The sequence below is a fragment of the Dehalogenimonas formicexedens genome (genome assembly GCF_001953175.1).
Lineage (GTDB): Bacteria > Chloroflexota > Dehalococcoidia > Dehalococcoidales > Dehalococcoidaceae > Dehalogenimonas > Dehalogenimonas formicexedens.
The window spans coordinates 1,213,238-1,226,140 of record NZ_CP018258.1 but is presented as its reverse complement, the minus strand read 5'-3'; the positions used below and the strand labels follow the sequence as shown (position 1 = coordinate 1,226,140).

Here is a 12,903-nt window from a genome sequence, read left to right as displayed (position 1 = left end):
GTTTACTCGTTTTGGCAGTGATTATTAATTGAACGTTTATTTGAGGGGATTATTGGTTCCGGGGCTTAACACTCCGCCTGTGGTGATGATCCATTCAAATTCAGTACCGTTGTGGAGATACTTGGCAGGATCGTTATCCGCAGCGTCAGCATTTGCATACACTTTGCCGCTGCTTGTGTAATCCGAAACAATAGCTCCGCCACCCTCTTTCATCGCCACCCCGACCGCGACGATGAGATTATGTTCTTCCTCGAGAGCCGCGTTTCGGTTACCAACTCCAATATATTGCAACACATTTGGAATCGCTATCGCGGCGAGAACCCCGAAAATTACAAGGACGACAAGCACTTCCATGAGGGTGAAGCCATGTCGCCGCTTCGTAAGATTAATTAACGACAATTTTCCGCCTCGGATAGAAGAAATGATATTTAGAATAGAATATCAGACAACTGTAATCAAGATGGTTTTATTGCGAGTTTGTAGCGTTTTGTTGTCACGTTTCGGTGGCAATTCAGGCGTTTAGGAGACTCTGCCACCTTGTGTAATGTTTCCAGAAGCATCTATCGTATATTTGAATTCAGTGTTCTGAACAAGAAATTTACCGACACCAACGCCTACGATAATTTGTGCGTCATCAATGGTCGGATCTACCGGAGGATTTGAGGCAAGAGCTGCAGACGTTGCAGCTGCGACATTTAACAATTCTTGTTTAGCGGCGGCGTCGTTTCCCTTGCCGATGAAACTTAAAACGTTGGGAATTGCTACAGCAGCAACAACCCCCAAAATCGCAATGACCACGAGAAGTTCAATTAAAGTAAAACCGGCTTGTCTTTTACTAGTTCGATTGGAAACCATATTTGTCTCCGGATTTTCGCTTTAGTAAAAAACGGAGGCATTCCTTTTGAGATCTGCCTCCGTTTTTCATTATTTGTTTGGAAGTTTTTAGTTAGCTGCAGACCCCAAGGATCCGAGCGGATTACCATTTGCTTTGGTATCAGGTGAGACGGTACCAGTGTCGGTGATCACCCATGGGTATTCAACATTGTTGATGAGGTAAGTTCCGTAACTACCCTTCGTACCCACGCCGATCGTTTCGGCAACCGCTACTCCGTCATGCTCAGCCATATATGCGGCAACGGCGACCTGAACGTTATGCTGCTCAGCCTTGGCGGCCTCGGTCTTGCCGGAGCCCATGAAGCTGAGGATGTTCGGCACGGCGACGGCGGCGATGACGCCCAGGATGGCAATGACCACCAAAAGTTCGATCAGGGTAAAACCTTTGCGGCCCTTGCGGATTTTCTGTAAGAACTTCATCTGTTTGTCACCACCTTCCCGTTCTAGTTTATTTTATTTACTCACTGAATTAGCGTTCAGTTAAGTACCCAAGGATTATAAGTGGGCGGCTTGGATATAGTCAATAGTATTTTAGTTTACCTGTTTTAACGAATTATTAGGTTTTTACCCGTACTGGGGTACTGATTCCGAGCTTTCAGCCTGACGCTGGTACTCCATATTGCGAACTTTGTCAGGTAAGTATAGGTGATGTCGGGTCGCCTGTGTATAGCGATTACGATGAAATATGACGGCGTAACGTTGTGTGATCATAGCGGTCTGTTGTCATCAAAACCGCTACAACTATCGTTCCCCGCCCGCCAAGACCTTTGTCTTTCTGAACGTAGTGAAGAATCTCGGTTTCACATTTAGTAAACATTCATTTAATACTCTGTCTTTGCGAGTCCGCGATGAAATCGGGACCTGTCCCCGATAGAATCGGGACGTGGCAATCTCCAATTAATATTGTGTCTTTGCGAGGAGTTGCCAGTTGGCAAATCCGTGGCAATCTCCCACTGAGTCCACCGATGCCATTGGGTAGGGGGCGAGCGGCAGCTCGCCCGCCCAGTCTCACTTTCCCCTCGCCCGCAGTCTTGCGGGAGAGGGCTAGGGTGAGGGCAAGACAATCTTTCCTTCAAACCTCCGATCCATCGTACCAACGGTGGCACAAGTGTGATCAGGCGGATCATCTTGCCCGTCTCACTAGACATAACAAAATATCGCCCCAAAAACGACACCAAACGCTTGACATCCCCAACGAACTCATGTGCTATAGTAATCTCCTCGCCCACGTACGATTGGCCCTTCATTTTTATTCTCTCTCCCTCTGGGAGAGAGCTTGAGAGTGAGGGAGTGTGGGAGAGGACTAAGGTGAGGGCAAGACAATGTCTCCCAAATTGTCTTTGCGAGCCCCCGATGAAATCGGGGGCGTGGCAATCTCCTCGTCACGAAATTGTCCACCGATCCCGGGAAATGCCGGAACCTATTGGCGGGTGGGTGATGGTAGGGGCGGGCGGCGGCTCGCCCGCCTCGTACTGTCAACTGATAACTGTAAACTGATAACTGATAACTGTAAACTGTCAACTATTTGAACGTATTGAATGAATTGATTGAATTGACCGCACCAAACAACTCCACGATTGGACGATCCAAAACCCAATCGTAAAAATCGTAGTTGTTTCCCCAAATCTCCTTTTTTGTGCCCGTTCAATTCACGATCGATCGGGGATCCGGGGGAACTGATTGCTGAAAGCCGATGGCGATAGCTCGATACTGTTAACTGTAAACTGATAACTGATAACTGATAACTGTGAACTGTGAACTATCCAACATGTTTGACACTTGTCCCCCAACCCGCCACAATATCGCGAAATGGAAATAGCCTACGCCGTCATCTTCGCCCTGTTCGGCGCCGTCATCGGCAGCTTCCTGAACGTCCTGTGCGACAGGCTGCCCCAGGAACAATCGGTAGTGGCGCCGCCTTCGCGATGCCCCGGCTGCGGCCGGCGGCTCACTCCTCTCGACATGATCCCGGTTATCTCCTGGCTGGCCCTCCGGGGCCGGTGCCGCACCTGCGGGGAACAAATCCCGCAAAGGGTATTCTGGGTGGAACTGGTGACCGCGCTGGCTTTCGCCGGGCTATACCTCTATTTCGGCTTCTCGGCGGTGCTGTGGCTGAGCCTGGTTTACGCGGCCTTCACCATCGTCATCTTCGTCATCGATATGGAACACCAGCTGATACTGAACGGCATCCTTATTGCCGCGTCGATAGTGGCTCTGGCCGCCAGCGTCTTCCATTCTCAGATCGATCTTTCACCGAATCTACTGCACGCGGTCATCGGCGGGGTGGTGGGATTCCTGATCTTCCTGGTCGTTTACGTCGTTTCTCGCGGCGGCATGGGCGAGGGCGATGTGAAACTCGGCGCCTTCGCCGGGCTGGTGACCGGCTGGCCCAACATCATCGCCGCGGTCATCATGTCCTGGATTTTGGGCGGCATCATCGCCATCGGGCTGCTCATATTCAGCCGCAAAGGCCGCAAGGAGGCCATCCCCTTCGGTCCTTTCCTCGCCCTGACCACCTTCATCACCTTCCTGTGGGGGAACCAAATCATTGACTGGTATCTCGGGGTTTTCACCCGTTAGAACAATCGGCATGCAATTGACAAATACCGGGCTTTGGTACATCATTACGATTATTAATTAGCGCATCGGTCCGGGACCCGGTGCGTCCACCCGCGCAAACCAACCATTCTAAACGGGGAACGATGACGGGAAACGGAAACAGGTCTCACAAATCCCTGCGGCAGGACATCTTGCGCATCGAGCGCATCGGCCGCGTCCTCGGTTTCGGCAACTGGGAGATAGACCTCCAGTCCAAAAAAGTCACTGCCTCCGATGCCGCCAGGGCTATCTACGGCCTTGAAGGCGACCACTGGTCGCTGGCCACCATCCAGGGCATGCCGCTGGAAGAGTACCGGGCATTGCTCGACGACGCTCTGCACAACCTGATAGAGCACGGCCAGCCCTACAACGTCGAGTTCAAGATCCGCCGTCCCTCCGACGGCGCCATCGCCGACGTCCAGTCCGTCGCTGAGTATGACGCCGCTGCAGGCAAGGTTTTCGGCGTCATCAAGGACATCACGGAGCAGAAGCGGGCGGAGAACGCCCTCCGGGACAGCGAGCACCGCTACCGCCTCATCGCCGAAAAGTCGACCGACGTCATCTGGACGTTGTCCCTCGACGGCAGGTTCACCTACGTCAGCCCGTCCGTGTACGAGCTGCGCGGTTACACCCCGGATGAAGTGCTGCGGCAATCGATCGAAGAAGCGGTTTGCCCCGGTTCTCTTTCCGCAGTCGCCCAGGGGATGAAACTGGCCGCCGCTGAGATCATGACTGGTGACAGGCAGGGTCCTGCTCCGCTTTATGAGGTTGAACAGCCCCGCAAGGACGGCACGACAGTATGGACGGAGGTTTCGGCATCGCTGGTCTATGACGAAGGACGGCCGTCGCACATCCTCGGCGTCTCCCGCGACATCACCGAACGGAAGCGCACCGAAGACGCGTTGAGGGAACGCGAGGGCAAGCTCGATGCCATATTCAGGACGGCACCGGTCGGCATCGCGGTCGCGGTCAACCGGATCATCAAAGAGGTTAACGATACCATTTGCCGGATGGCCGGCTACACGCGCCAGGAATTGATCGGACAGAGCACCCGCGTGTTGTACGATGACGTGGCCGCTTACGAGAGCATGGGCCAGACCATCCAGGACGAACTAACAGCCCGCGGCCAATTTACCACCGAGATCAACGGACGGCGCAAAGACGGCAGTCATTTCCCGATGATACTGTCCGTGACTCCGCTCGATGCCTCGGATCCCTCAAAAGGGATTGTGTTTACGGCGCTCGACACCTCGGAATCTGCCCGGGTCGAGGCAGCGCTGCGTGAGTCCCTGTCGGAGTTATCAGCCACACTGGAATCAACCGCCGACGGCATCCTGGTAGTTGGCCTCGGCAGAAAGGTCCAACGGTATTCCAGCCGGTTCGCCAAAATGTGGGGCATCCCCAAACAGCTCTTGGAGCAGGGCGACGATCCGGAATTGATCAAATTTGTTCGGGGACAACTCATTGATGATCAAGGGTTCGTCAGGAGAATCGATGAAATTTTAGACCAACCCGAACTTTCAAGCACCGACAGTCTTCTGTTGAAAGACGGTCGTGTTTTCGAGCGTTATTCCCGCCCGTTACGTCTTGAAGGCAAGATTGTCGGCCGGGTATGGAGCTTCAGGGACGAGACGGAACGCAAGCGGATGGAGCTCCGGCTGGTGCGGGCGGCCCAGGAATGGCGGTCCACCTTCAACGCCATCGCGACGCCGATTTCAATCCAGGATGCTAACTTTAAGATTGTTCGTGTTAACAAGGCCTTCGCCGAGGCTTTGAAGACCACGCCTGAGGCGCTCGTGGGGAAAACCTGTTACCAGGTATCCCATGGGTCTTCGGAACCGGTAACGGGGTGCCCGCATGTTCAAACTATTAAAAAGGGTGTGCCCGCTGAAGTTGAGATCCATGACGCCGACAAGGGAACCTACACCCTCGTTTCAACCTACCCGATGTTCGGTCCTTCGGGAGATGTGATAGCTACTGTCCATATTTCCCAGGATATCACTGAGCGCAAGCGGATGCAGGAAAAGTTGATGGTAACGGACAGACTGGCTTCCGTCGGAGAACTGGCGGCCGGAATAGCGCATGAAATCAACAACCCTCTGACCGGCGTACTTGGTTTTTCGGAGTTGGTTCTTTCTTCGGACATACCGGCAGGTATCCGCCAGGACGTCCAAACGATTCACTCCGAAGCCAGGAGGGCTGCGGAGGTTGTCAAGAATCTTCTGGTTTTCGCCAGGAGGCACAGCCAGGTTCGACAGAACCTTCTGGTAAGTGAAGTGATCGATAAAGTGCTGGCCCTTCGCGCCTACGAGCAAAAAACAAACAATATTTCTGTCACAACCGAATATGACGCAAACCTGCCAGAGATTGAAGCGGATTATTTCCAGCTTCAACAAGTGTTTCTTAACATCGTCATCAACGCCGAGTTCTTTATGGCTAAATCTCACGGCAAGGGTAACTTGCTGATAAGCACCAATACTCTTCCTGATATGGGTGGTGTACGCATAACCTTTTCCGACGATGGCCCAGGCATTCCGGCAGAAACATTGTCAAAGCTGTTCGATCCCTTCTTTACAACTAAAGATGTCGGGCAAGGGACCGGATTGGGATTATCTATCAGCCACGGTATTATTCAGGGTCATGGCGGCCGGATATGGGCGGAGAGTGAACTCGGTAAAGGGGCCACCTTTTTTATTGACCTTCCCTTATTTTCCCCCGCTTCATCTTGAATTTGTGAAGTCAGTCATGCCTGAAATTCTTGACCCAAGTTGAGCCTATTTGTTATAGTAACTCTTCAAACAAGGAGGCACTGATGACCCATCCCCAATTCAAAGAGCTGAGGCGCTCTTATGGTTTCGATGAAGTTGCGATCGTTCCAGGCGATGTGACCATTAATCCTGAGCAGACCGATATCGGATTTGCTATCGGTGATGTTAAGTTCAAAATTCCCGTTATCGCAGCGGCGATGGATGCCGTTACCGATGTAAAAATGGCCGTGAAGATGAGTCAACTCGGTGGTTTAGCGGTTCTTCATGGTGAAGGCATTCAGGCTCGTTACCATGACGCTGAAGCCGTTCTGGCCGAAATCGCTGTAACACCACAGGCAGAAGTTACTGCTTTACTGCAAAAGATATACACTGAACCCATTAAAGATGACCTCGTCGCCGAGCGGGTCAAAGCCATTAAAGCCGCGGGCGGTACAGCAGCCGTTGCTTGTATGCCCGCCAATGCCAAGAGGTTGGCTCCGGTAGTCGCCGAGGCCGGCGCCGATATCTTTGTCGTTGCTTCGACAGTTACTACTGCCCGTCATATTTCCAAGAGCTATCGCGGATTGATTTTTTCCGAGCTTTGTTCGTCACTGAAGATCCCGGTAATGGTTGGCAACTGCGTCAGCTACTCCGCGACATTAGAACTGATGCGGCAGGGCGTATCAGCCGTTCTGGTCGGTGTTGGGCCCGGCGCCGCCTGCACCTCCCGTGAGGTACTGGGTTTAGGGGTGCCACAGATCACTGCCACCATGGATTGTGCCGCCGCCCGCGAGACATACCTGGCGGAAACCGGCCGTTATGTGTCCATCATCACCGACGGCGGCTTCAAAAAGGGCGGCGATTTCTGCAAGGCTATCGCTGCCGGCGCAGATGCCGCTATGTTCGGTTCCATTATCGCCCAGGCTAAAGAAGCACCCGGCCACGGCTATCACTGGGGGATGAGCCACCCACATCCGTCGTTGCCTCGGGGTACGCGGATTAAAGTGGGGACCACGGTCCCGCTTGAGCAAATCCTGTTTGGCCCAACTTCAGTTGTGGATGGCAGTCAGAACTTCGTTGGCGCTCTCAAAACTGTGATGGGTGTTTGTGGCGCCGCCACGATCCGAGATATGCAGCGCGCCGAAATGGTCATTGCGCCGGCCATTACTACCGAAGGAAAAAGCTACCAGCTTTCCAAGTGCGTTTAACTACGTAAGGTAATTTGAAGAGGGGCGAAAGCCCCTCTTTTTTTATTTCTCCCTAATATAGACCGAAACTCCTCCATCTTTGTACCCAACAATTATCGATCCCAAAAACTGGCGATCGAACCGATAGCTGTCCGTAAGACCCGGATGGTTCGGTAAATATTAAAGAGGGAGAGCAAACGCTCTCCCTCTCGGTCAAAGACATCCCGGCTAAAGTTTATTACGGGGCTTTTAGAAACTGGGCAATTTGAGTATTTTGATCAGCCGTGAGGTTTTTACCGGTCTGATGACCGGCGATAAATGTGGCGAGGCTGGCTTCAGTGGTGAACTTTGTAATTGTAGGCGAAGTTACCAGAACTGCAGGACCGATGACTGTAGTTCCGGAAGTTACACCTTGGCGGTTCTCACCATGGCACACCGCGCAGCTGGCCTTGTAAAGGGCAGCGCCCGGGCTTGTGGTCGGGGGCGCGGTTGTGGTCGTGGGAGGATTCGTCGTGGTTGTCGATGTCGTGCCGCCGCCACATGCGATCAGTGTGGTAGAGGCTAACACGCTAATAATTACGAGAACGCTGCAAACAACAAACTTCCGAGTAATGCGCATTTACAACTCCCTTAGCTACTCTTTATTTTTAGTAATAATCTACCATAGAGCGTTTGGAAAATAAAATGTAACAACCTTCACGTTGAGGTCAGAAATCACGTGCTGCCGCTATCCCATTTCTGAAGATTTGGAGACCCTGCCCCGGTTCATCGATATCTCGGCGAGTCCATTGAGGGTGTTGAGACGCGCGAACGAATCTTTCTGGATGGGGCATTAAGGCGAAAACTCGTCCCGTGTCATCGGTGAGCCCTGCGATGTTATTCACCGATCCGTTAGGATTGGACGGGTAGGTCGAGGTCGGCTGCCATTTGCTGTTAGCGTAATAGAACACCGGGCGAAGCCTTGAGAGCATTTCCGGCGCGGCAATCAATTTTCCCTCACCATGGGCTATGGGGGCTTCCATCCGATCGATATTATTCGTCCAGACACAACTTGCCGTCGGCTCGGATACTAATTTGATCCATCGGCATTCAAATTTACCGGAGTCGTTATTGGTCAGTGTCACGTGGGGAAGTTTAGGATCCGGGGGCCCTGGAAGTATTCCCGTTTTGATGAGGGCTTGAAACCCGTTGCAGACTCCGAGGATGAGGCTGCCTCTTTCAACAAAGGTTTTAAGATCATCGAAAATTCGAAGGCGCATTTCATTGGCCTGCACCTTCCCCGCTCCTAAATCATCGCCGTAGGAAAAGCCGCCCGGTAGAGCCAGAATGTGATAATCAGCAAGTTTCTGGGAGCCAGAAATGAGTTCATTGATGTGAGTCAGCCGTGCCGTGCCACCGGCAAGTTCAAATGCGAATGCCAATTCGCGATCGGCATTGGTGCCGGGTGCGCGCAAAACCATCACCCTAACGTTTTTTACCATTTGAGCGGTCTTTGCCATGCTTCCTTCAAGTCGGCTATCAGTTGATTGACAATAATGGTACTGTCCAAACCTTCAATCTCGAGTCTATCTGTGTTTGTCACTTCGCCAATGATGTTGATTTTGGTATCGCCCATGACCGTTTCGAAATCGTGCCGATGCTCCGGCGAGATTTCAACGATAAAGCGCGAGTTGGATTCGGAAAACAGCAGATAGTCATCCCGTTTCAGACTTCCATCCTGGGGTATCCGGGAGAGGTGAACCCGCGCTCCCAACCCTCCCGCGAATGCCATTTCCGAAAGGGCAACGCCCAATCCGCCCTCGGACAGGTCATGGCAGGAACTGACGAGTTTGTTTTCGGTAGCCGCCGCTAACCGATCATAAAGGTATTTTGAGATCGACGGGTCAACTCCCGGGGCTTTGTTCCCGATAAATCCTTTTGAAGCGAAATACGCCGAGCCACCCAATTCAGCTTTGGTCTCACCGAGGACATAGATGAGATTTCCCGCAGCCTTAAAGTCCATCGAAACGGCTTTTTCGGCATCCGGCATGACGCCAAAGGCGGATATCAACAGCGTGTGGGGGATGGAAACTATTTTATCTCCCGCACGGAATTGGTTATTCAGAGAATCCTTGCCTGAGATGAAAGGCGTTTCATAGGCTAATGACAGGTCCGCACATGCCTGGGTGGCTCTTACGAGAGCGCCGAGCGACTGCTCATCGGTTGCCGAGCCCCAGCAGAAATTATCCAGCAGCGCCAGGCGCTCCAGGGAGCCGCCCGAAGCGATTACATTCCGGACTGCCTCATCGATGGCCGAGGCGGCCATGTTGTAAGCGTCAATGCCGGAGTAAGATGGGTTGATGCCGCAGGCGACGATAACCCCTCTGTTGGAATCCAGAACAGGACGTATGATAGACGCGTCGCCGGGGCCGTCGCTCTGGTCACCGACGAGCGGTTTGAGAACGCTCGCTCCCTGAACTTCATGGTCATACTGGCGGATGACCCATTCTTTAGAGCAGGTATTCCAGCGCCCGAGCAATCTCAGAAGATCATCGTCGAGGCGCGGCGGACATGGGAATTCGGGTTCCGGATAGCTGGGAGGGTTATAGGTGGCTTTTAAAGTAATCTGCGGTCTACCGCCATGCAGGAACACCATATCGAGATCGCAAACAAGACGATCCCGATAGTAGAGTATGAGATGTTTATCATTAGTGAATTCGCCGATGGAAGTCGCTTCGACGCCCTCACCACGGCAAATCTCGAGTAGCCGATCCAAATTCTGGGGTGGGACAGCCAGAACCATGCGTTCCTGGGATTCGGAGATCCAGATTTCGGAGTATGAAAGGCCTGAATATTTGAGCGGCACCCGGTCGAGATATACCCTGGCGCCGGTGTCCTCGCCCATCTCGCCTACAGCCGATGATAAACCGCCGCCGCCGACGTCGGTGATGCGGACGAACAGCTTTTCGTCGCGGGCCTTTAATATAGCCTCGGCCATCCGCTTTTCAACAATCGGGTTGCCGATTTGGACCGACGAGAAGGACTGCTCGGTGGATTTATCGGATAACGCCTCGGAGGAGAAGGTGACGCCGTGGATACCGTCGCGGCCGGTTCGCCCTCCCATGAGGATGATCAGGTCCCCCGGCGATTGTTTGCCCGGCTTGGCCGCCCAGACCGGCATTATTCCGGCCGTGCCGCAGTACACCAGCGGATTACCGGCGTAGCGCTCATCGAACAGGATCGCACCGTTTATCGTCGGTATGCCGATTCGGTTACCATAATCGGCAACGCCGGCTCTAACCCCTTTGAACACCCGTTTTGGGTGCAGGGCCCCAGCTGGCAGGTCGGCGTAAGGCATGTCCGGCTCGCCAAAACAAAACACATCGGTATTGAATATCGGACGAGCCGCAAGCCCGGTGCCTAAAACATCGCGGATCACCCCTCCCAATCCGGTGGCGGCGCCGCCGTAGGGTTCGACCGCCGAGGGATGGTTGTGAGTCTCCACCTTGAAGCAAACGGCGTTCTCGCCATCAAAGTCGATGACTCCCGAATTGTCCACGAACACAGAAAGGCACCATGGCTTGTCCAGTTGTTTGGTGGCGCGCGCGATCGTCGATTTTAGAAGATTGTCGATGACCTGCCCGTCGAAATCGAATCTGGCTTTGAAGGTCTTATGGACGCAATGTTCGCTCCACGTTTGAGCCAACGTTTCGAGTTCAACATCTGTCGGCTTGCGGCCGATTTTGGCATAGTAACTGGCGGCTGCTTGAATTTCCGAGGGCGAGAGGCAAAAGAGTTTGCCGACATCGCACAATGCCGCAGGGTTCCCAGGTAAATCGATCTCTCGAAGCTTGAAATGGTAAACCGGGTTTTCGCCAAAGATCACGGAATCAGCGGTGACCGCGTGCTGGACGATAGGATTAAGCAGGCGCTGGTTGGTAATGGCATTCAGGGTAGCGGCATCGAATTCACCGCCGAGGAGATATAGCCGCCCGGTTCTCGCCGCCTCGAGGTTAATACCCAGGTCTGAAGCGGCTTTGAGAATCGTTTCTTCGATCGGGTCGGTAACGCCGGCGTTGTGGGCGACAAGCACGGAATGATCGGCTGTCGAATTCTCGGTCGGCTGATCAAGTTGGAAAGTTTCGGTTACCGGGTCGGTCAAAGCCTCTCGTGCCAACCGTTCGACGGAAGGGGAGTCAATCTCACCCTTGAGCCAGTAGACATCGATAACCCGGGCTGAAGCCGGTCCGGAAAAATTCAGGTCCTTGATGTCTTTAAGCAGCGCCGCGCCACGGCGGTCAGGCATGCCCGCGGCGGGAAGAACGTCAATGCGGTAAATCAAGATATCGTAATTATAGCTAAAAAAGTCCGAGGGGGCTAGTATCGCCGTCCCTCGAACCGGTTTTCTTTTATTTGACCGTGGTAGCTACCAACCGCGTTTGGCCAAAAGTTGCTCAGGTTTGATCTGGCCGATCTCGATGCCGGGCATGGCCTCGCCAAGAGCTTCTGAAACCTCGGCGATGACAACCGGGTCCTGGTAGTGAGTGGTGGCTTTGACGATGGCATGAGCGCGCCGGGCCGGATCGGAACTCTTAAAAATACCGGAACCGACAAACACGCCCTCGGCGCCAAGTTGCATCATCAGCGCGGCGTCGGCAGGAGTGGCGATGCCGCCAGCGGCAAAATTGACAACCGGCAGTTTCCCGGTATTATGCAACGCGAGGATTTGCTCAAACGGAGCATTGAGTTCCTTGGCAATCGCCATGAGTTCTTCCATCGGCGCCGCGACAACCCGTCTGATACCATCCTGGACTGCCCGCATATGCCGGACGGCTTCGACAACATTACCGGTTCCGGCTTCACCCTTGGTCCGGATCATGGCGGCGCCTTCGCCGATGCGGCGCAAAGCTTCTCCCAGGTCACGGCAACCGCAGACGAACGGGACTTTGAAATCTTGTTTCCAGACATGATAAGCCTCATCGGCGGGGGTCAGGACTTCTGATTCGTCGATGAAGTCCACTCCCATGGCCTCCAGAACCCGGGCTTCCACGAAATGTCCGATGCGGCATTTGGCCATCACCGGGATGCTGACGGCTTTCATGATGGCCTTGATAACCGTGGGATCAGCCATCCGGGCAACCCCGCCCTCGGCACGGATATCCGACGGCACACGCTCCAAAGCCATGACCGCACAAGCACCTGCCTCTTCGGCGATGCGGGCCTGGTCCGGGGTAGTGACGTCCATGATGACGCCACCCTTGAGCATCTGGGCTAAGCCGCTCTTGACTTTAAACGTACCGACGGTTACTTCCTGTTCCATTTTCCGAACCCCTTCAACAGACGATGAACTATAATTCTACAATCTCGGTGCCTGCGATAGCAATCGAAACGTTTGTCCGGGCGCAGATCATACGATTTTTAGAAACGACACGATTGGATTGTTAGGGTTCCAATCGGGGAGTCGTATGGCATACTTGGGCTGTCAGCAATCAGCTTTC

The 12,903-nt window shown here is 53.5% G+C and carries 10 protein-coding genes; 3 read left to right on the top strand and 7 right to left on the bottom strand.

Annotation, left to right across the window (positions count from 1 at the left end):
• Positions 1–36 precede the first annotated feature (36 nt).
• The 3 genes from Dform_RS06420 to Dform_RS06410 form a co-directional block, all read right to left on the bottom strand.
• Positions 37–399, bottom strand: a complete 363-nt coding sequence (locus tag Dform_RS06420) for a type II secretion system protein (protein WP_076004284.1) — start codon at positions 397–399, stop codon at positions 37–39.
• 120 nt (positions 400–519) lie between these two features.
• Entirely contained in the window at positions 520–855 is a 336-nt protein-coding gene (locus tag Dform_RS06415; RefSeq protein WP_076004283.1) for a type IV pilin protein, read from the bottom strand.
• 87 nt (positions 856–942) lie between these two features.
• Positions 943–1,314: a type II secretion system protein gene (locus Dform_RS06410; protein WP_076004282.1), complete on the bottom strand. Its 372-nt coding sequence runs from the start codon at positions 1,312–1,314 to the stop codon at positions 943–945.
• A gap of 1,389 nt (positions 1,315–2,703) precedes the next feature.
• Here Dform_RS06410 and Dform_RS06405 point away from each other — a divergent pair.
• The 3 genes from Dform_RS06405 (at position 2,704) to Dform_RS06395 (ending at position 7,447) form a co-directional block, all read left to right on the top strand.
• Positions 2,704–3,474 carry a prepilin peptidase gene (locus Dform_RS06405; RefSeq protein WP_076004281.1) on the top strand — a complete coding sequence of 257 codons (771 nt, stop codon included), beginning with the start codon at positions 2,704–2,706 and terminating at the stop codon, positions 3,472–3,474.
• Positions 3,475–3,596: 122 nt separating this feature from the next.
• The gene (locus Dform_RS06400) at positions 3,597–6,221 is read left to right on the top strand and encodes a PAS domain S-box protein (protein ID WP_076004280.1); all 2,625 of its coding nucleotides are present in this window, start codon (positions 3,597–3,599) and stop codon (positions 6,219–6,221) included.
• An 83-nt stretch (positions 6,222–6,304) separates the two neighbouring features.
• Positions 6,305–7,447, top strand: coding sequence for a GuaB3 family IMP dehydrogenase-related protein (locus Dform_RS06395; protein WP_076004279.1), 1,143 nt, complete (start codon positions 6,305–6,307; stop codon positions 7,445–7,447).
• 217 nt (positions 7,448–7,664) lie between these two features.
• Here Dform_RS06395 and Dform_RS11820 read toward each other — a convergent pair whose 3' ends face one another.
• From Dform_RS11820 to pdxS, 4 genes are all read right to left on the bottom strand, one after another.
• On the bottom strand, positions 7,665–8,045 hold the full coding sequence (locus Dform_RS11820) for a c-type cytochrome (RefSeq protein WP_076004278.1): 381 nt from the start codon (positions 8,043–8,045) through the stop codon (positions 7,665–7,667).
• A gap of 88 nt (positions 8,046–8,133) precedes the next feature.
• Positions 8,134–8,925: a phosphoribosylformylglycinamidine synthase subunit PurQ gene (locus Dform_RS06385; protein WP_225973652.1), complete on the bottom strand. Its 792-nt coding sequence runs from the start codon at positions 8,923–8,925 to the stop codon at positions 8,134–8,136.
• Complete coding sequence (gene purL / locus Dform_RS06380; RefSeq protein WP_225973651.1) at positions 8,901–11,747, bottom strand: phosphoribosylformylglycinamidine synthase subunit PurL; 2,847 nt, start codon at positions 11,745–11,747, stop codon at positions 8,901–8,903. The genes Dform_RS06385 and purL overlap by 25 nt, the downstream gene beginning before the upstream one ends.
• Positions 11,748–11,831: 84 nt before the next feature.
• On the bottom strand, positions 11,832–12,725 hold the full coding sequence (pdxS, locus tag Dform_RS06375) for a pyridoxal 5'-phosphate synthase lyase subunit PdxS (protein ID WP_076004277.1): 894 nt from the start codon (positions 12,723–12,725) through the stop codon (positions 11,832–11,834).
• Positions 12,726–12,903: the final 178 nt, after the last annotated feature.

Excerpts from the sequence above, each read along its gene's own strand:
- Dform_RS06405 (WP_076004281.1), top strand. The coding sequence starts at position 2,704 with ATGGAAATAGCCTACGCCGTCATCTTCGCCCTGTTCGGCGCCGTCATC.
- Dform_RS06415 (WP_076004283.1), bottom strand. The coding sequence starts at position 855 with ATGGTTTCCAATCGAACTAGTAAAAGACAAGCCGGTTTTACTTTAATT.
- pdxS (WP_076004277.1), bottom strand. The coding sequence starts at position 12,725 with ATGGAACAGGAAGTAACCGTCGGTACGTTTAAAGTCAAGAGCGGCTTA.
- Dform_RS06400 (WP_076004280.1), top strand. The coding sequence starts at position 3,597 with ATGACGGGAAACGGAAACAGGTCTCACAAATCCCTGCGGCAGGACATC.
- Dform_RS11820 (WP_076004278.1), bottom strand. The coding sequence starts at position 8,045 with ATGCGCATTACTCGGAAGTTTGTTGTTTGCAGCGTTCTCGTAATTATT.
- Dform_RS06410 (WP_076004282.1), bottom strand. The coding sequence starts at position 1,314 with ATGAAGTTCTTACAGAAAATCCGCAAGGGCCGCAAAGGTTTTACCCTG.
- Dform_RS06395 (WP_076004279.1), top strand. The coding sequence starts at position 6,305 with ATGACCCATCCCCAATTCAAAGAGCTGAGGCGCTCTTATGGTTTCGAT.
- Dform_RS06385 (WP_225973652.1), bottom strand. The coding sequence starts at position 8,925 with ATGGCAAAGACCGCTCAAATGGTAAAAAACGTTAGGGTGATGGTTTTG.